Source organism: Microbulbifer sp. SAOS-129_SWC, assembly GCF_039696035.1.
Lineage (GTDB): Bacteria > Pseudomonadota > Gammaproteobacteria > Pseudomonadales > Cellvibrionaceae > Microbulbifer.
Map to the genome: position 1 here is coordinate 4373073 of NZ_CP155567.1, position 19220 is coordinate 4392292.

The following is a 19220-nucleotide window of genomic DNA, read 5'->3' on the forward strand; positions in this document are numbered from 1 at the left end:
GCAGGAAAGCGCTGAACCAACCTGCCTGAATTCAACCAGACTGCGCTGCGCAGGCACCCTTGCCTATACGACCTTGGTAGCAGACCCGCCCGGTACAACGGCGTGGTCGGCAGCGCGCCGCTGCCACTTCTGCAGCAGTGCCCGCAGGGCCGCCGGACGCAGCGGCTTCTGCAGGAATTGCCAGCCTGCGTCCTGAGCCCTTTGCTTAACCGTATTGGTATTTTCTGCCGAGATGATCACGCAGGGGACCGCGCTCTCCCAGGCGGCGATCAATTCCGCCGCGAGGTCGATGCCGTTGTCGCCATCGTCCAGGTGGAAATCCATCAGCAGTAAATCCGGCTCGGGCAATGCCATGGCCTGCGCGCGATCGCGGGCGCAGTGCACGGTGCAGCCCCAGCTCTCGAGCAGTGCGGTCATGGCCTCGAGAATGGAGGGCTCGTTGTCCACACACAGTACGCGCAGATCCAAAGTGGCGCCGCGCGCAGCCGCCGCCCCGGGCAGCAGCCGCGCCTTCGCTTGCGGGGTCGCCGGCGTCAGACGCACGCGAAAGACACTGCCGCGCCCCGGGCGCGACATCAACGTAATCGGCGAATTCAGCAGTCGGCACAGGCGCTCGACCGTGGCCAGCCCCAGGCCATAGCCCTGTTGCCGCTGCGCGCCCTGGGGCAGATCTTTTGGCGTCAGGCGACAGAACTCGCGAAAGATATCCTGCTGTTGCTCGACGGCGATGCCGACGCCGGTGTCCCAGACCTCCAGCGATACGGCCTGCCCGCGCCGGCGTACGCCAATCAGCACGCCACCGCTGCGCGTGTACTTCACCGCATTGTCGAGCAGGTTCTGCACAACGCGACGCAGCATTTTTTCGTCACTGCGCACCCACAGCTGGCACGGGTGATAGCGCAATTCGATGCCGCGGCTATGGGCGGCAATACGTGCCTGCGCCACCGCATCGTCGAGAATGCCATCCAGGGCGACGGCACCCAGGTTTGGCCGGATATCCCCGGCATCCATGCGCGCGATCTGCAGCATATCGGTAATCAACTGCTCGGCGGCGGCCAGTGCGCTGTCGGCGCGGGTCAGCAGCTGGCGGCTGCCGTCCTCCAGCTCCCGCGCGGCAAGGGCGTCGAGGAACAGGCGGCTCGCATTCAACGGCTGCACCAGGTCGTGGCTGGCGGCGGCGAGGAAACGGGTCTTGCCGGCACTGGCCGCGTGCAGCTCCCGGTTCAGATCCTGTAATTCGCCATTGAGATCCTGCAGCTCGACATTGACGCTCTCCAGTTCCGCGGTGCGGTGCGCCACTTTGTGCTCGAGGGAATTGCGGACTTCGGTCAACTCGGCGAGGGCGCGCTGGTAATCGGACACATCGGTGTAAGTGGTCACGAACCCGCCGCCTGGCAGCGGGTTACCGCGGATCTCCAGCACGGTACCGTCGGTGCGGTGGCGCTGTACCCGGTAGGCGGTGCCGTTGCGCAGATGTTCCACCCGCTTCTGCACATGCTCTTCCACATCGCCCGGGCCACACTCACCGCGGCTGGCGTTGTAGCGCACCAGTTCCGCCACCGGGCGGCCGACATAGATCATTTCCTGCGGATAGTGGAACAGCGCCAGGTAGCGCCGATTCCACGCCACCAGGTTGAGGTTGGCATCCACCACGGAAATGCCCTGATCGATGTTATCGATACTGCTCTGCAACAGGCCGCGACCAAACTGGTAGATGGCGGAGGCCTGGTCCAGCTGCTGGGCACCCCCGGTCGGCTCACTCAGCTGCCGCACCAGGCGCCGGGCACTGGTACTGCCGACGATACCGGCAAGAATTTTCTCCACCGCCTCGCGGTAGCCCCGCGCCGCCATCTTGCCGGTGGCAGACTTGAGCAGCGGCGCCAGTGCGCGATCGGCCGCATCTTCACCGACGAATCGGGCCAGCAACTGGCGCAGGCGCGCGCGATCCACCGGTGCCGCCTCGGCCAGGCCCCGCGCCGGCTTAATGTAGTGCTGTAGCAGGGAGACCAGAATCAGGGCAGATAGATTCAACCCGAGGCCAAACACGCAGCTGATGGTCAGCGGGTTCCACGACAGCCCGAGCCAGCCGGCGAGCGTATCGGCATTACCCAGCGCCGCCGGCAGCGCGGAGAGAGCCCAGACGGCGGAGCCGAGCATCAGGCCGAGCACCACCGCCGGCGCGCGCAGCCGCGGCCAGTGTGACGGCCAGGTCACTGCGGCGATCATCGCCGGTGCCAGCTGCGCTACCAGCGCCAGGGACAGCAGGCCGAAAGTACCCAGACTGACACCGGGCCCAATGGCTTCGTTGACCCCCAGCGCGGCCAGCATCAGCAGCCCGATGATTACCCGGCGCACGCGGCGCAGATCCGACCCCAGCACCTGATTCGCCGGCCGCTGCTGCAAGCGGCGCAGCCACCAGGGCACGATCATGGTGTTGGCAATCATGGTGGAGAGGGCGATGGTGGCAATGATCACCATACTCGAACCGGCGGACAGCCCCCCCACGAACGCCAGCAGTGCCAGCCAGGGCGTACCACTCTCCAGCGGCACACCCAGCACAAAGCGCTCGAGGTTGTCGTAGCTGTCCGGCAGCCACAGCAGGCCACCGTAACCCACCACCAGCACGGCCGCCGACAGGACGCCCAGGTAGAGCGGGATCAGCTTGCGTACCGGGCCGATATCGCGCTCGTCGTCGCTCTCGATCATCAGGATATGGAACTGGCGCGGCAGGCAGAAAATCGCTGCCATTCCCAACACCACCACCGCGAAGAACCCGGTATCCTCGCCGCGCGCCGCCGCCAATGCCGCGACTTTGTCACTCGCGAGCGCAGTGCGGGTGAGATCCGCGGCGCCGTCAAACGCCGATTCCAGCAGAAACCAGGCCACCGCCACGATCGCACTGATCTTGATCAGCGCCTCGAACGCCACCGCCAGCAGCATGCCGTTGCGGTGCACACTGCTGTCGATATGCCGGGTACCAAACAACAGCGCGAACAAGCCCAGCGTCGCGGCCACGATCGCCGTGACCAGCGAGGCACTGATATCGTCGCTGCGTGCCAGCAGCAGAAAACTGTCCGCCACCGCGCGCAACTGCAAAGACAGGTAGGGCACGATCGCCACCACCGCCAGCAGCGCTACCGCCGCAGCCAGCCAGGGTGACCCACCAAACTGGGCGCTGATGAAGTCGGCAATCGAGGTCGAGCCCTGCTGCTTGGATAGGCGCACGAAACGCATCAGCAGCGGCGCACCGAAGATCAGCATCAAGCTCGCCCCGACAAACGTCGGCGGCAGCATCCAGCCCTCGGTTATCGCCTGCGCCGGCACTCCGAAAAACATCCACGCACTGGTATAGGTTCCGGCGAGGGCCAGCAACAGCGGTTTGACGGGACGAAGACGCACCACTGGCAGCCGGTCACCCCAGAAGGCGATGGCAAACAGCAGCAGCAGGTAGGCGAGGCCAACAGCGGCCAGCAGCGTGAGGCTAAACACGGGTGCCCTCTCTTTATTTTTGTTCCCGGCGCTGTGAGCGCTTTTGGCCATTGGTGACAGGGGCGCGCGGCACCCTGGAGGCCAACCGCACGCACACCGCAAAACGCGGATTTGTTACGCCTGTGCCGCCCCACAAACAATGGATTAGACGCCATATTGCCGGTATTCTGCACAGAAGACTAACCGATTGTGTGTTTTTTTGTCCTCCAAGAACCGACGGCATTCCGTCATACCTTGGTCTAGCAGGCAAGGCACTGACATCTCGATAAAGTGGCAGTCCGGAACATTTTTATAAAAACCATAACTGGTGATCGGAGAGAGCCATGCGCAAAACAATAAAATTCAATCCTATCGCCGTGGGCGTCATACTCGCCTGCGGTGCCAGCTTCTCCTATGCGGACGCACAGCTGGAAGAAGTGACCGTAACCGCGCAGAAGCGCGAGCAGTCCCTGCAGGAAGTGCCGGTGGCGGTAACGGCCTTTGGCGAGGCAGCCCTGACCGAAAACGGCATTACGGATGTGACCGATATCCAGAAAATGTCTCCCAACACCACCCTGGAGGTCGGTCGCGGCACCAACTCTACATTGACCGCCTTTATCCGTGGCATTGGTCAGCAAGATCCGCTGTGGGGCTTTGAACCCGGCGTCGGCGTATACGTAGACGATGTTTATATCGCTCGCCCGCAGGGCGCTGTCATGGATGTCTACGACGTGGAGCGTATCGAAGTACTGCGCGGCCCCCAGGGCACCCTGTACGGCAAGAACACGATCGGCGGCGCAATCAAGTACGTCACCAAAAAAATGACCGGCGACAATGAGCTCCGTGTCGGCGGAACTCTGGGCAGCTATAACCAGCGCGACCTGAAAGTCGCCGGCACAATGGCGGTCTCCGACAAGATTAATGTTGGCGGTGCCATTGCGAGCTTCCAGCGCGACGGTTTCGGTGAAAACGTGCGCACGGGTAAAGACCAATACAACAAAGATGTCATGAGCGGGCGGGTCTCCGTTGAGATCAACGCAACGGATGACTTATTTATTCGTTTCGCCGCGGACAAGACCCGCGACAAATCGGCGCCCAAGCACGGCCACCGCTTCGGACCCGGATACCTGGGCGAGCCCGTGCTCGACAGCGTTTACGACACCGAGTCCAACCTGCCCTCAGAGAACCTGGTAGAAAACAGCGGTGCCTCTCTGACTGCGGAGTGGAACGTTTCCGAAAATATGTCGGTGAAATCCATCACTGCCAGCCGCGAAGGCTACACCGAGACGGTGATCGACTTCGACAGCACCAATGGCCCCTGGTTTGACGTGCCGGCGGTCTACGATGACGAGCAGTTCTCGCAGGAGTTCCAGCTGAACTGGCAGGGCGATGGCGCCGACCTGGTGACCGGTATCTACTACTACGATGGCACCGCCGCCGGCAGCTTCGATGCCGTTCTGGGTTATCTTGACTTCAGCGCGCTCGGCCTGCCGGCGGGTTTCACCCAGAATGTGTCCGGCAAGGTAGGCACCAAGAGCCTGTCCGCCTATGCGCACTACAACTGGCAGTTCGCGGATAACTGGAACCTGAATCTCGGCGGTCGCTACACCAACGACAAGAAGAATGCGGAAGTCTTCAAGGGCAATTACTTCGGCCTCGGCAGTGACAAGTTCCACAACCAGTATTATTCCGACACGCCCGCGCCGGTGTTTGGCGGCGCACTGACCGACTACACCAATGAAAAGGAATGGAGCGAGTTTACTCCGCGTGTCGGTCTCGACTACCAGCTCAATGACGATGCCATGCTGTACGCGTCGTACAGTGCGGGCTTCAAGTCGGGCGGCTTCGATATGCGCGGCGACGCGACCGAGTTCCCGGATACGGTTAATGGCTACGATCCGGAAACCGTCGACACTGTCGAGTTCGGCTGGAAACTGGATCTGCTGGACAACCGCATGCGCATCAACGGCGCCCTGTTCCATTCTGACTACACCGATATGCAGGTCAGCCAGCAGCGTCTGAAAGCGAGTGGTGCAGGCTTCGTCAGTGCCGTGCTGAACGCGGGTAAGTCGCGTATTCAAGGCCTGGAACTGGAAACCTCGTTTGCAATGACCGACAACCTGTCAGCCATCGCAACACTGGGCTTGATTGACGCGAAGTTCGTGGAGTTCATCAACGGCGACGGCACCGATATTGCGGACCAGCTGTCGATGCAGAACACTCCGGACACCACCGCCATGGTGCAGCTGAACTGGTCCACCCCCGTGGCCGGTGGCGAGCTGGTCGTCGTACCAACCGTATCCTACCGTGCGGACACCCAGATCTTCGAAACACCGGGAATTCTGGACCAGGATGCCTACACGCTCGTTGATCTGACCGCGACTTACTACAGCCCGGACGGCAAATGGAACCTGGGGCTGCAGGGCAAGAACCTGTCGGACACTGAATACCGCGTTGCCGGCTATGACTTCGGCGCGCCGTTCCAGACAGGCTTCTATGGCAACCCGCGTACTATCGCCCTGACCGGTAGTTACAACTTCTAAACCAGCAACCCACGTTGCGCGTTTTCTCCAGGGGGCCGTCCTCGCCCCCAGCTCAGTGAGCTACGTCTTGCCGCCGTTTTTTTAAACGGCGGCTTTTTTATTTATTGGTCGTCTATTTCAGCGGCACGCTTGTCGGCGGCGTCCTGCAATTCCCCCTCGACCTTCTTGGCCTTCTCCATCGCATCCAGCTGGTACTGGGGAATAACGCCGCCCGGCTTGTCCGCGGACTTCTCCGTCGCGCTATCCGTCGCCTGGGGCATCTCGCTGTCACCGGTGGTCTTGTCGGCATGCGGCGCTTCGCCGGCGCTGCAGCCGCCGAGAATCAGTGCCATGACCAGAAAGGCAAACTTCGTGTTCATGTGTACTCCGTTATTCAGTGGGTAATTGGTCGGGGCATTGTAGGCGGGGTCGCGCGGGCGAAATAGCGCCGGGATCACAGCGGAGATGACGCGGCTTTACACAAATTGGCGCGTAATGCGTCACTGTGGCGCTCACCTCCTCTAGGCTGAAACAGAGCGCGGAGCAAATTCGCGCCGCAAAATTTTCAGTCACGAGGTATCTACGGTGCAGAAATTGAGCAGTATTCTGCTGGCCGTGGCCCTGGCGACAGGAGTTGCCGGTTGTTCGACAACCGCGCCCAAAGGAAGCCCCAAAACGCTGTCGATGAACGGGCAGCAGTTCCACTGTGTAGAACAGGAGCTGGAAACCAAGGTGCTGGTGCGCTGCACACCGGTGGGCAGTTAACCGGCCGTTGCAGCCAGGGTTTTAACAGCCCGCTAGACGCGCACGATTCGCAGGGTGTCGGTGCTGCCGCCGACATCCTGGTGGTAACCGCGGGACACCAGCACATAATCGCCGTTGCGCAGGAATTTACCCCACTTCAGGTAGTCGATCGCCTGGCGGTCGCGCGACGGACCATCGAGGCCCTCCACATTCATCAGTACCGGATCCACACCGCGGTACAGCGCCACCCGGTTACAGCTGGTGCGGTGTCGGCAGAAGGCAAAAATGGGGATATCCGAGCGCACCCGCGACATTAGCAGCGCGGTGTTGCCGGTCTCGGTCTGGCAGACGATCGCCTTGATATCGCGGCAGTGGTTGGCAATGGTCATGGCCGCCATGGCAATGCAGGCGTCGCCGGCGGGGTAGTTGTCCTGCATGACCCGTGGCGGCCGGCGACCGGCACGATGCTTTTCCGCGCCGACGATCACCTCCGCCATATGCTCCACCGTCTCCACCGGGTAGTCGCCGGCGGCGGTTTCCGCCGACAACATCACCGCATCGGTGCCGTCGAGTACCGCGTTGGCCACATCGCAGACCTCGGCGCGGGTCGGCACCGGGCTTGAGATCATCGATTCCATCATCTGCGTGGCGGTGATCACCACCCGGTTCAGGTGGCGCGCGCGGCGGATCAGGTGTTTCTGCACGCCCATCAGTTCGGCATCGCCGATCTCCACCGCCAGGTCGCCGCGCGCCACCATGATGGCGTCACTGGCCAGAATCATGCGGTCGAGATGCGCGTCGCTGGCCACCGCTTCGGCGCGTTCGATCTTGGCAATGATATGCGCGCTGCCGCCGGCCGCCGCCAGCAGCTTGCGTGCCTTGTCGAGGTCGGCGGCTTCGCGCGGGAAGGATACCGCCAGGTAATCCAGCGCCAGTTCGGCGGCCACTTTGATGTCCTGGCGGTCTTTCTGGGTCAGTGCCGGTGCGGTGAGGCCGCCACCGAGCCGGTTGATGCCCTTGTTGTTCGACAACCAGCCGCCGACCTCCACCCGCGTCTGTACCCGCCGCCCGTCGATCTGGCGCACAGACAGGCGCAGGCGGCCATCGTCGAGCAGCAGGATATCGCCGGCGGCGCAATCCTGCGCCAGTTCCGCGTAGTCCACCGACACGCCCTGCACATTGCCGCCGCCGGCGGGCCAGTCAGGATCCAGAATAAATTCCGCGCCGCGTACCAGATCTGCGCGGCCCTCGCTGAATGTACCCACACGAATTTTGGGGCCCTGCAAATCGCCGAGAATCGCCACGTGGCGCCGCTGGCGCTCGGCCTCGGCGCGCACCTGGGCGGCCCGCCGGCGATGATCGGAGGCCAGGCCGTGGGAAAAATTGAGGCGCACAGTATCCACGCCCGCCGCGATCAGCTGAGCGAGGATATCCGCCCTGTCGGTTGCCGGACCCAGCGTGGCAACGATTTTGGTTCGCCGGAACATCGGTGGCGCATCCCTGTAACGTACAGTCACAACTCAGCAAGCATAGCTTGTCGCCGCAAACCTCTCCCCGCGGACCCCAGCAACTAAGCTTTTTACGAGCCCGCGCATTGCCGGGCATGGACAGGGAGCGAGACGCAAATGAGCAAAGTTGTACAATTGTGGCTGCTGGGCCTTGCCGCCGTTGTCGCCGGATGTATCGGCATGGACACCAGCGAACCGCAGATTACCCAGTCTGCCGGCACCATTCAGTCGGTGTGCGGCCCCAAATGGCAACTCAACCGGCTGCGGGTCAACGGCGAGGCCGTCGCTATCGACGATCCAGCGCGCTTTACCTTCCTCTGCAATATCGATGGCAATGTGATGGGTAAAAGCGGTATCAACACCTACCGCGGCGCCATGCAGGTGACCGACAACGGCCAGTTGCTGTGGGACACTTCCAGTTTTGCCTCCACCAAAATGGCCGGCCCGGAGCCGCTGATGCAGAAGGAAAACACCTACCTGCGCGCGCTGTCCGGCACCCGCCAGGCATTCACTAAATCCGGTGGCGGCAGGCTGATACTGCGCGATGCCTCCGGTGAAATCTATATTGAATATGTCAAGGCCGCGCCATGAACACGGCCACAGACAGTCGCTTTTATTTGGTGTTAAATGTCACAAAAATAACGAGACAGACACCATGCGACATCCCTGCCGACTACTGCCGCCACTACTGACCGGACTGCTGCTCATCGCCCTCGGCGGCTGCGGCACTCTGGACGCAGTGGAGCCGGCGGAAATCCGCGCGGACGAACAACCTGCCATCTGCGACCACCAGTGGCTGCTGGAAAGCCTGTCGATCGACGGCCGCGAGCACCGCTCACGCCTGTTGTGGCAGAAACTGTGGCGCGACCGCCCGTACTTGACCTGCGACAAACTCGGCTATGTGCGCGGCAGCGCCGGCACCAACCCCTATCTGGGCCGCTTCGCACTTTCCGGTGACGGCGACATCAGCTGGTCACAAATCCCGGTAATTTCACGTATGAGCGGCGCCCGCGACAGCAGCGAGCTGGAACAGGATTATCTCGAGGCACTGCCAAAAACCGAACACATGGAAATGCAGGGAGATTCGCTGATTCTGGAGAGCAATAGCGGCGAGACCCGACTTAAATTCAAGCGCGCCGAAGAGCCGGTGCGCTGAGCTAATCCCATTGCTGACACCGCCGATCTCGGGCTCACCTGACTTTCGGCAGATTAAAAACACGGATAAAAAAGGGCGGCCAATAGCCGCCCGACGCTTTCAATCAAGAAGGGTCATCAACAGATCCACACTGTGCGGATCAGAGAGAGAAGAACAACGCTGACTCAACCGGTGCAAAACCCCGGACAAGCGCTTCGTTGTAGTGCGCAATTTACCTGTCAGACATGACAGGCAAATGACAGGCCCACCCGAATTTCAATTAACGCTTCCCGCAACCATGAGCCTTTGCGAAAAGAAGTATTGATCCGAGCACAGGAGACCAATGCGGGTGCGCAGCGCGTATTTTTCCAGGCTGGGTAAACCCTCGTGTGATCTTTTCTGCGCACGGTGCACCCTACGGAATATGCACAGGGACCTACAGATTTATTGCGACGGGTATCTAAGTCTTTTTATATACCCAGCAGCAGTAGCTACCAGCGGCGCTGATGCCGCTCCAGGTTGTCCTGGCGTTTGCGTTCGCTCTTGCGCAGTAGCACATAAGTGGCGCCGAGGCCGCCGTGCTGTTTCTGCGCGCTGTGGAAGGCCAGCACTTCGTGCAGTTGCGGCAGCCAGGCGTTGACGCAGCTCTTCAACACCGCCGGCTGTTTGCGCCCCTCGCCCTTGCCGTGGGTGATCAGCGCACAGCGCACATCCGCCGCCATGCAATCGCGCACGAATTCCAGCACCGCACGGCGCGCCATCTCCACCGTGTGGCGGTGCAGATCCAGGCGCGCATCCACGGAGTATTTGCCCAGGCGCAAGTTGCGGTAAACACCGTTCTGCACACCATCGCGCTTGAATTCCAGCGGATCCCACGGATCCACCGGATCGACACCCTCGCCGGTCAGCGGGTTCAACTCGACACTGGCTTCGGCGGTGGCCGCCTCGCGCCGCGCGCGCTGGTTGTGTTGCGGCTCCGCGCCCTTCTGTAGCGCCACCCGGCGCTCCTGTGCCAGCGGCTTCACGCCACCCAGCTGTCCCAGCGCCTGCTGGAAAGTATCGCTGTCACTATTCATCGGTAACTCCCCCACTACAACCGGCTCAGGGATCCAGAAACAGGTCCAGCGCCAGGTTGTCGGCGTTGGCCGGGTTGTGCGCGTATTCGGTAAAGTTGGTCACGCCGCGCTCGCGCAGCAGTTCCTCGTCAATCAGCTGGCGGCCGTTGAGTGCGCCATTTTCTGTTATCAGCACTTCGTAGGCAGCGTCCGCCATGATCACCGGCTTGCGGCTCTGCTCGAACATCTCGCGACTGCCCACGGCGAATTCGATCGCCGCAGTGGCTACCAGCGTGCGCGGCCACAGCGTCGCCACACTGATGCCACTGTCTTGCAGCTCTTCGGCGAGGCCGATACTCAGGAGCGTCATACCGAACTTCGACAGCGCGTAGGGCGCGCAGGGGCCCAGCCACTTCGGCTGCACATCCACCGGCGGCGACAGGCTGAGAATATGTCCGCAGCCGGACTTCTTCAGGTAGGGAATCCCCACGTGCGCAGTCAGGTACACGGCGCGACTGTTGACGCTCTGCATCAGGTCGTAGCGCTTGGGCGATGTGGACTCGACGTTGGTCAGGTTGATGGCGCCGGCATTGTTGATCACCGTATCGATGCCGCCGAAGGTATCCGCCGCTCTGGCCATGGCGTCGACCACCTGGCGCTCATCGCGCACATCCACCTGCAGCGCCAGGGCACTGCCGCCGGCGGCTTCCACTTCCGCCGCCACCGTGTGAATGGTGCCCGGCAGTTTCGGGTGCGGCTCGGCAGATTTCGCCGCGATGACGATGTTGGCCCCGTCGGCGGCACACTTGAGGGCAATGGCCCGGCCGATGCCGCGGCTGGCACCGGTGATAAAAATCGTCTTGCCCTGCAGGGCACCGGTATTTTTGGTCAGGGTAATCGGATCTTCGCTCACGATGGCTCTCCATTGACTTGGCGCTCGGGGGCGACGACGGCGGGGCAGTAGATATCCTTGAACACCTGCGGCATGCGCCTGGGTTTGCCGCTGGACAGCTCGATGCACACCATCTGCCACTGGGCCCGCAGTATCAACGCCTGGTCAGCGGTGCGGAATACCTGGAATTGCCGGGTCATGTTCAGGCGCCCGTCAACCTTGGTCAACCAGGTGCCGAACTGCAGCTCATCGCCCTCCCTGGCCGCCAGTATATAGTCGTACTCCCCGCGGCGAATGGCCATACCGCGATCGAGCCCCTGATAATTTGTGACATCCAGGCCCAGTTCCACACTGTGCGCCCAGCCGGCGCGCTCGCACCAGCGCACATACTCGGCGTTGTTGGCATGGTGCAGGCCGTCGACATTCTCCGCCTGCACGGTCACTTTCCAGATAAAGGGTTGCGGTAGATCCCACTGCATGGTGTCGCCTTAACTGCTCGATTGATTGTTCGCAACAGGATGCGCGGCGCGCATCGGCCGGTCAATGGTGCGCTCGGCGTCCCCCGCAATCGGGGGAGAATCGTGGCAGCGGGATGCGCAGGCGCTGCTGGCGGGGCCGTTGGTGAAACGATTGCCGATGAAGGCTGTTGCGCAAACGGCCCCGCCAACAGCCCCGCCACCACCGTCTTTTATTGCCGCGCCGGCTTCCGGGCGCCCAAAACGCAAAAAGGCCCGCGAGGGGCCTTTTCGTGCGAGTCGCCGGGGTTGATCAGGCTTCGGCCTGCTCTTCCTTGGCGCCTTCGGAGCCTTCCGCCTGCTGCTGTGCCTGGGCCAGGGCCGCGGCGAACAGGGCGTCGAAGTTGATCGGCGGCAGCATCAGGGCCGGGAAGGAGCCCTTGGTCACGGCGTTGTCCACTACTTCACGCGCGTAGGGGAAGAGGATCTGCGGGCAGGCGGTGTTCAGCGCCTGGGCCAGCTCCTGGCCTTCCAGGCCCACGACGGTAAACAGGCCGGCCTGCTGTACTTCCACCAGGAAAGCGGTCTCGTTTTCCAGCTGTACAGTGATGGTCAGAGTCAGCGCCACCTCGTAGAGATCTTCGTCGATCTTGGCGGTTTTGGTGTTCAGCTCCTGGTTTACCTGGGGCTGCCACTGCTTCTTGAATACTTCGGCACCCATCGGGGTTTCGAAGGACAGGTCTTTCAGGTAGATGCGCTGCATCTGGAATTGTACGTTTGGAGCCTCTGCGCCGTTTTGTTCTTCAGCCATTTTACTGCCTGTTCTTTATATTTGGTGGTTCGTTAATGCCTTCCGTGAGAAAGCCTCCCTGTAGAGACTTTCAAATGGGGCCATTGAATACCGTTTCAAGGCCAAAAAGTGCGATTGGCGGCTTTTTGTCGCCGCGCGGCAGGTCAGCCCAGCATTTTGTCCAGCCGGCCGCTGCGCTCGAGCGCCATCAGCTCGTCGCAGCCACCCACGTGCTCGTTGCCGATCCAGATCTGCGGCACCGTGCGGCTGCCGGCCTTGGCGGTCATCTCGGCGCGCTTACCCGGGTCGTTGTCCACCGCGATCTCGCGGTAACGCACGCCTTTCTTGTCCAGCAGCCACTTGGCGCGTACACAGAAGGGACAGAAGCGGGTGGTGTAGATGACGATATTTTGCATAACCGAATACCAACAGGCTGCGTTTGCCCTACCCCTTGACCAGTGGCAGGCTCTGGTTGGTCCACTCGGACACGCCGCCCTGCAGGCGCCGCACCTGGAAGCCCTGTTTCTTGAGCAGGCGGCCCACGGCGCCGGCGTGCTGGCCCATCTTGTCCGCCACGATCAGCGGCTTGTCCTTCAGCGGCGCCAGCTCGCCGATACGGTCGGCCACTTCACCGTGGGGAATATGCACCGAATCGACGATATGACCAGCCTTGTAGTCACTGCGATCGCGCACGTCCAGCACCTTGGCGCCGTCCACGTTGATCAGCCGTGTCACCTCGTGTATCGAGGCCGGCTTGCCCGCGCGGGCGCGCTCACTGAACGCCAATGCGTAGAGTAGTACCACCAGCGCACTGACCAGCAGCCACTGCTGGCTGATAAAGACGAAAAAATCCACTCGCCCCCCGAATCCTTCTGTCGTTGTTGTGGGCGGCGCCCGCGGGCGCCCGATGCGGCGGGAGTATACACGATTGTGGCGAAATCTTAACCAGAATTTGCCAACCAGATCCCCCTCGAAACGGGGCCCCGGCGTGGTTAAACGGTGCGCAATCAGGTTAAAATCCGCGTCCGATTCCCACCAATCCACCCGCAAAGGAACCCATTCGCTATGGCCGCCGAGCAAACTCCGCACAAACGCCCCCTGGTCCTGTTGATCCTGGACGGCTTCGGCCACAGCGACAATTCCGAGCACAACGCCATCCGCGCAGCCAAATCACCGGTGTGGGACCAGCTCTGGAGCACCCGCCCGCACACCCTGATCCAGACCTCGGGCATGGCCGTGGGCCTGCCGGAGGGACAGATGGGCAACTCCGAGGTGGGCCATATGACCCTCGGCGCCGGTCGGGTCGTGTACCAGAACTTCACCCGTATCAACAAGGCGATCGCCGACGGCGACTTCTTCAAAAACCCGACCTACACCGCCGCGGTGGACAAGGCAGTGGCCAACGGCGGCGCCGTACATATTCTGGGCCTGGCCTCCGAGGGCGGTGTCCACAGCCACGAGGACCATATCGTCGCCATGATCACCCTGGCGGCCCAGCGCGGCGCCAGCAAGATCTACGTGCACGCCTTCCTCGACGGCCGCGACACCCCGCCGCGCAGCGCCGAACCGACGCTGGCACGCCTGAGTCAGGTATGCGACGCCGTCGGCAGCGCGCGCATCGCCAGCCTCGCCGGGCGCTACTTCGCCATGGACCGCGACCAGCGCTGGGACCGCGTGCAGCCGGTCTACGACCTGCTGACCCTGGGCGAGGCGGAGCACTCGGCAGCGGACGCGCAGGCGGGCCTCGCCGCCGCCTATGAGCGCGGCGAGAACGACGAGTTCGTGGCCCCGACCCTGATCGGCACACCGGCGCCGATCGCCGACGGCGATGCGGTGATCTTCATGAACTTCCGCCCCGACCGCGCGCGCCAGCTGACCCGCGCCTTCACCGAGACGGACTTCGATGGCTTCCAGCGCAAGGCCACGCCGAAGCTGGCGGACTTCGTAATGACCACCGAGTACGCTGCGGACATCAACGCCAGCTGTGCCTTCCCGCCGGAGAAGCTGGTGAATTCCCTCGGCGAGTACCTGTCCGGCCTGGACAAGACCCAGCTGCGCATCGCCGAGACCGAGAAGTACGCCCACGTGACCTTCTTCTTCAGCGGCGGCCGCGAGGAGCCCTACCCCGGCGAGACCCGCGAGCTGATCAAATCGCCCAATGTGGCCACCTACGACCTGCAGCCGGAAATGAGCGCGCCGGAAGTGACCGACAAACTGGTGGCCGCGATTGAAGGCGGCAGCTACGACGCCATCATCTGCAACTATGCCAACGGTGACATGGTTGGCCACACCGGCGTGTTCGAGGCGGCCGTCAAGGCCGTCGAGGCCCTCGACCAGTGCGTCGACCGCGTCGTCAAGGCGGCACTGGCGGCCGGCGGCGAGGTACTGATCACCGCCGACCACGGCAATGTCGAGGAGATGTACGACGCCACTTCCGGCCAGGTGAGCACCCAGCACTCCACCCTGCCGGTGCCGTTTGTCTACGTCGGTGCGCGCAGCCTGAACCTGCGCGATGGCGGCAGCCTGGCGGATGTGGCCCCGACCATGCTAGCGTTGATGGCACTGCCGCAACCGGCGGAGATGACGGGTAAGAGCCTGGTTGAGTTCGAGTAACTGACGATGTTGATTGCAACTGTAGGATGGGCAAAGCGCAGCCTGCCCATCAAGCACCGCCTGATGGGCACACTCGCGGCACTGGTTTTGCCCGTCCTGCTGATGCTCGCCACGCCGCCGGCAATGGCGGACGAGGACCAGCAGGCGCGCCTCAAGGAGATCAAGCAGCGCATCGAGTCGCTGCAGAAGGAGCTCGGCGAGGTGCGCGGCCAGCGCGACCAGCTGCTCAAGGACCTCGAAGACAACGAGAAGGATATCTCCGAGCTGCACCAGCGCGTCGACAAGATCAAAAGCGATATGCGCAGCCGCAGCGAGAAGCTGCAGAAGCTGAAAAGCGAACAGCAGCAGCTGGAGGAATCGCGGCGAAGTATGCAGCGGCGGGTCGAGCAGGAAGTCGCCGCCGCTTACCGACTAGGCAAACAGGAGCAGATCAAACTGCTCCTCAACCAGCAAGACCCGCAGAATATCGCCCGCCAGCTCCGCTACCATCAGTACTTCCTCCAGGAACGCAGCCACGTCATCGACGACTACCTCGAGACCCTCAGCTCCCTGCGCACCGTCAGCGACACCATCCAGCAAGAGCGCGACACCCTCGACGGCGAACGCCGCCAGCTGGAGGCCAAGGAGCAGCGTTTGGTTGGCGCACGGCGCTCGCGCCAGACCACGCTGGACAAGCTGGCCGCGCAGCTGGTGGACAAGAGCAGCCAGCTGCAGCAACTCAAGGGCGACCGCTCGCGCCTGCAGAAGCTGGTGGACGAAGTCGGCCGCGCCATTGCGTCGCTGGTCAGCCCCCACGACGAAAAACCGTTTGCCAAGCAGCGCGGACGCCTGCAGTGGCCCGTGCACGGGCGCCGCGCCAACGCCTACGGCCAGCGCCGCGCCAATGGCCTGACCTGGATGGGCGTCACCATCCGCGCCAACGAAGGCGCCCCGGTGCACGCCATTCACCGCGGTCGCGTCGTGTTTGCCGACTACCTGCGCGGCCAGGGCATGCTGGTGATTCTCGATCACGGCGACGGCTACATGAGTCTCTACGCCCACAACCAGTCGCTGACCCGCAGCCTCGGCGAATGGGTGGAGCGCGGCGATGTGATTGCCCGTGTCGGCAACAGCGGCGGCCTCGAACAGAGCGGCCTCTACTTCGAAGTCCGCTACCGCGGCAAACCCCAGGATCCCACTGTCTGGTGCCGCTGAACCGCGGCACACATTCCCGCCGGGCTGTTAAGCCCGCCTCGGCACCCCACTGGAAACCACTGCGCGGCAAGCGCGTCCTGCCACGCTGCGTAAAATTGTCGCGCAGCGCGAAAACGGCCGCGCGGCAGAATCCCCCGCCAACTTGAAAACCCCCACCTGCCGGGCGGTCTACACTTTCGCACAGAAAGGCACAAAAAAGGCAGAGGCTTCCACGATATGTTCACCCCCAAATCGCTGACCACCTTCCTCGGCGCCGCAGCGCTCACCGTTCTGCCGCTGATGGGACTCAGCGAAGGCGACCCGGCCGAAAAGGCCCTTCCCGACGCCACCAGTCGCCTACCACTGGACGACCTGCGCAGCTTTGCCAAGGTGTTCGAACAGATCCGCCAGGGCTATGTGACCGAAGTGGACGACAGCACCCTGCTCGAGTACGCCATCAAGGGCATGCTCGAAGGGCTGGACCCCCACTCCGCCTATCTGGACCGCGCCTCCTTCGAAGACCTGCAGGCCAACACCACCGGCGAATTCGCCGGCCTCGGCATCGAAGTGGGGATGGAAAACGACTACATCACTATCGTCACGCCGATGGACGGCACACCGGCGGAGCGCGCCGGGCTCAAGTCCGGCGACGTCATTCTGCGCCTCGCCGGCAAGTCCATGCGCGGCGTCACCCTCGACCAGGCGGTGGAGCGTATGCGCGGCCCGGTCGGCAGCTCGGTGACCCTGACCATCGGCCGCAAGGGGCACAAGGAACCGTTCGATGTCACCCTGAAGCGCGATACGGTGCGCGTGCGCAGCGTGCGCAGTGAAATACTCGACGATGGCTACGGTTACGTGCGCATCAGCCAGTTCCAGATCGACACCGGCAAGGACGTGGCCCAGGCGGTCAGGAAGCTGCAGAAGAAGAACAAGCTCAAGGGCCTGATCCTCGACCTGCGCAACAATCCCGGCGGTATTCTGCAGGCTTCGGTAGAGGCCGCGGACACCTTCCTCGACAGCGGTCTGGTGGTCTATACCGAGGGCCGCACCGAATCCTCCAACATCAAATATTCCGCCGAGCCCGGCGACCTGACCGACGGCGCGCCGATGGTGGTGCTGATCAATGACGGCTCCGCCTCCGCCGCGGAGATTCTCGCCGGCGCCCTGCAGGACCACCGCCGCGCGGTGGTGATGGGCACCGACAGCTTCGGCAAGGGCTCGGTACAGACGGTGATTCCGATCAACAGCGAGCGCGCGATCAAGCTGACCACCGCGCTCTATTTCACCCCCAACGGCCGCTCTATCCAGGCCCAGGGCATCACCCCCGATATCGTGGTCGAGCGGGTCAAGGTGACCCGGGTACAGAGCCACGCGCGCACCACCGAAGCGGACCTGGCCGGGCACCTGGACAACGGCAATGGCGGCGCCGAGCGCAATGCCGCCGACCGGGTGAAGGAGATGGAAAAACGCGAGGACTGGTTCAGTCGCGACAACCAGATCTTTGAAGCGCTCAACGTGCTGAAGGGGCTGAACCTCTACGCCCAGCACCAGCGCCATCGCGAGCATGTCGCCAGCGCCGACTGAAGCCGGTCGGCCCCTGGCGCAATAGCAGGCATTCAGCAGTAAAAAGCCGCGCGGCGCTCACCTGCGCGGTTTTGTGGAAGGCAGTTATGCAGCAGTACCGCGCCGGCGAGGCGGGCAGGCGAATTCCCCCGCGCTCAGATCGCTTCTTCAAATTGGGTGACGACTGGTATTTCCAGATCCGCGGCGGTAACCGCTTCGGCCCGTTCAGCTGCCGCGATATGGCGCAACGCGCGGTGTGCCAGATGTTCCCCCGCCCCGGACATGGCGGTGCCACCGTGCACCCCTTCGGCAGCCTGCGCGCGCGGCGCTGGCGGCGCAATCACAGCTCCTGAATCCATTCCTCTGCCGGCAGCGAGTCGGGCGGACACAAGGTCCGCCCCTACAGGTCGGCTGCAGAAGTTGTATAAAGCGGCATCACTACAGGCCTCCCGAGGCACTGAATTCCTTAAGAAAACCGCGCCGCCTACCGTAGGGGCGGACCTTGTGTCCGCCCAGCCTGCCGCCGGCAGTGCACGCGACTAGATCCGCATCTCTATACCGGCTTCCTGCATAAACGCCTTGGCCTCGCCGATGGTGTACTCCCCGAAGTGGAAAATACTCGCCGCCAGCACTGCATCGGCGCCGCCCCCGAGCACGCCGTCGACCAGGTGCTGCAGATTGCCGACCCCGCCGGAGGCAATCACCGGCACCGGCACCGCGTCGGCCACGGCGCGGGTCAGGGCCAGGTCGAAACCGTTCTTGGTGCCGTCGCGGTCCATGCTGGTGAGCAGGATTTCGCCGGCGCCGTAATCGGTCATTTTCTTCGCCCACGCCACCGCATCGATCCCGGTAGGCTGGCGGCCGCCGTGGGTGAAGATCTCCCACTTGCCGTCGGCCACCTGCTTGGCATCGATGGCAACCACGATGCACTGGCTGCCGAAACGCTCGGCGGCCTCGCGCACGAACTCCGGATTTTTCACCGCGGCGGAGTTGATCGCGGTCTTGTCGGCGCCGGCGTTGAGCAGGTTGCGAATATCCTGCAGTGTGCGCACGCCGCCACCGACGGTCAGCGGAATGAAGACCTGCGAGGCCATCCTCTCCACCGTGTGCAGGGTGGTGTCGCGGCCCTCATGCGTGGCGGTGATATCCAGGAAAGTAATCTCGTCCGCGCCCGCCTCGTTGTAACGGCGCGCGATTTCCACCGGGTCGCCGGCATCGCGGATATCGACAAAGTTCACGCCTTTCACCACGCGCCCGGCGTCCACGTCCAGGCAGGGGATAATCCGTTTTGCCAGCGCCATG

General features: G+C 63.0%; 18 protein-coding genes. 8 read left to right on the forward strand and 10 right to left on the reverse strand.

Annotation, left to right across the window (positions count from 1 at the left end):
- Positions 1-63: 63 nt before the first annotated feature.
- A complete protein-coding gene (locus ABDK11_RS18550) occupies positions 64-3489 on the reverse strand; it encodes a PAS-domain containing protein (protein ID WP_346838017.1) in 3426 nt (1141 codons plus the stop codon).
- A gap of 323 nt (positions 3490-3812) precedes the next feature.
- Between ABDK11_RS18550 and ABDK11_RS18555 the strand changes: the two genes are divergently transcribed.
- Positions 3813-6011, forward strand: a complete 2199-nt coding sequence (locus ABDK11_RS18555; protein ID WP_346838018.1) for a TonB-dependent receptor — start codon at positions 3813-3815, stop codon at positions 6009-6011.
- Positions 6012-6112: 101 nt separating this feature from the next.
- Here ABDK11_RS18555 and ABDK11_RS18560 read toward each other — a convergent pair whose 3' ends face one another.
- A complete protein-coding gene (locus ABDK11_RS18560) occupies positions 6113-6370 on the reverse strand; it encodes a hypothetical protein (protein ID WP_346838019.1) in 258 nt (85 codons plus the stop codon).
- A gap of 214 nt (positions 6371-6584) precedes the next feature.
- On the opposite strand from ABDK11_RS18560, the gene ABDK11_RS18565 reads away from it, so the two are divergent.
- A complete protein-coding gene (locus tag ABDK11_RS18565; protein ID WP_346838020.1) occupies positions 6585-6755 on the forward strand; it encodes a hypothetical protein in 171 nt (56 codons plus the stop codon).
- A 32-nt stretch (positions 6756-6787) separates the two neighbouring features.
- Here the strand turns inward: ABDK11_RS18565 and pyk are convergent, their stop codons facing one another.
- A complete protein-coding gene (pyk, locus tag ABDK11_RS18570; protein WP_346838021.1) occupies positions 6788-8221 on the reverse strand; it encodes a pyruvate kinase in 1434 nt (477 codons plus the stop codon).
- A gap of 138 nt (positions 8222-8359) precedes the next feature.
- On the opposite strand from pyk, the gene ABDK11_RS18575 reads away from it, so the two are divergent.
- Positions 8360-8833, forward strand: coding sequence for an META domain-containing protein (locus ABDK11_RS18575; protein WP_346838022.1), 474 nt, complete (start codon positions 8360-8362; stop codon positions 8831-8833).
- Between the two features lie 64 nt (positions 8834-8897).
- Positions 8898-9398, forward strand: coding sequence for an META domain-containing protein (locus ABDK11_RS18580; RefSeq protein ID WP_346838023.1), 501 nt, complete (start codon positions 8898-8900; stop codon positions 9396-9398).
- 470 nt (positions 9399-9868) lie between these two features.
- Here the strand turns inward: ABDK11_RS18580 and smrA are convergent, their stop codons facing one another.
- From smrA to ABDK11_RS18610, 6 genes are all read right to left on the reverse strand, one after another.
- A complete protein-coding gene (smrA, locus tag ABDK11_RS18585; protein ID WP_346838024.1) occupies positions 9869-10453 on the reverse strand; it encodes a DNA endonuclease SmrA in 585 nt (194 codons plus the stop codon).
- Positions 10454-10478: 25 nt separating this feature from the next.
- Positions 10479-11345, reverse strand: a complete 867-nt coding sequence (locus ABDK11_RS18590) for an NAD(P)-dependent oxidoreductase (protein WP_346838025.1) — start codon at positions 11343-11345, stop codon at positions 10479-10481.
- The gene (locus ABDK11_RS18595) at positions 11342-11803 is read right to left on the reverse strand and encodes a thioesterase family protein (RefSeq protein ID WP_346838026.1); all 462 of its coding nucleotides are present in this window, start codon (positions 11801-11803) and stop codon (positions 11342-11344) included. The genes ABDK11_RS18590 and ABDK11_RS18595 overlap by 4 nt, the downstream gene beginning before the upstream one ends.
- Positions 11804-12092: 289 nt before the next feature.
- A complete protein-coding gene (gene secB / locus ABDK11_RS18600) occupies positions 12093-12590 on the reverse strand; it encodes a protein-export chaperone SecB (protein ID WP_346838027.1) in 498 nt (165 codons plus the stop codon).
- A gap of 143 nt (positions 12591-12733) precedes the next feature.
- Positions 12734-12985, reverse strand: coding sequence for a glutaredoxin 3 (gene grxC, locus ABDK11_RS18605; RefSeq protein ID WP_346838028.1), 252 nt, complete (start codon positions 12983-12985; stop codon positions 12734-12736).
- Positions 12986-13013: 28 nt separating this feature from the next.
- Positions 13014-13424, reverse strand: a complete 411-nt coding sequence (locus tag ABDK11_RS18610) for a rhodanese-like domain-containing protein (RefSeq protein ID WP_346838029.1) — start codon at positions 13422-13424, stop codon at positions 13014-13016.
- A gap of 210 nt (positions 13425-13634) precedes the next feature.
- Here ABDK11_RS18610 and gpmI point away from each other — a divergent pair, with 210 nt between their 5' ends.
- The 4 genes from gpmI to ABDK11_RS18630 all read left to right on the forward strand — a co-directional run bounded on the left by gpmI (position 13635) and on the right by ABDK11_RS18630 (position 18271).
- The gene (gpmI, locus tag ABDK11_RS18615) at positions 13635-15182 is read left to right on the forward strand and encodes a 2,3-bisphosphoglycerate-independent phosphoglycerate mutase (protein ID WP_346838030.1); all 1548 of its coding nucleotides are present in this window, start codon (positions 13635-13637) and stop codon (positions 15180-15182) included.
- A gap of 6 nt (positions 15183-15188) precedes the next feature.
- Positions 15189-16376 (forward strand): peptidoglycan DD-metalloendopeptidase family protein, encoded by a 1188-nt coding sequence (locus ABDK11_RS18620; protein WP_346838031.1) that lies wholly within the window; start codon positions 15189-15191, stop codon positions 16374-16376.
- 216 nt (positions 16377-16592) lie between these two features.
- A complete protein-coding gene (locus ABDK11_RS18625; protein ID WP_346838032.1) occupies positions 16593-17939 on the forward strand; it encodes a S41 family peptidase in 1347 nt (448 codons plus the stop codon).
- 86 nt (positions 17940-18025) lie between these two features.
- On the forward strand, positions 18026-18271 hold the full coding sequence (locus tag ABDK11_RS18630; protein ID WP_346838033.1) for a DUF6316 family protein: 246 nt from the start codon (positions 18026-18028) through the stop codon (positions 18269-18271).
- Between the two features lie 186 nt (positions 18272-18457).
- On the opposite strand, the gene hisF is transcribed toward ABDK11_RS18630, so the two are convergent.
- Complete coding sequence (gene hisF / locus ABDK11_RS18635; RefSeq protein WP_346838034.1) at positions 18458-19219, reverse strand: imidazole glycerol phosphate synthase subunit HisF; 762 nt, start codon at positions 19217-19219, stop codon at positions 18458-18460.
- Between the last annotated feature and the right edge of the window lies 1 nt (position 19220).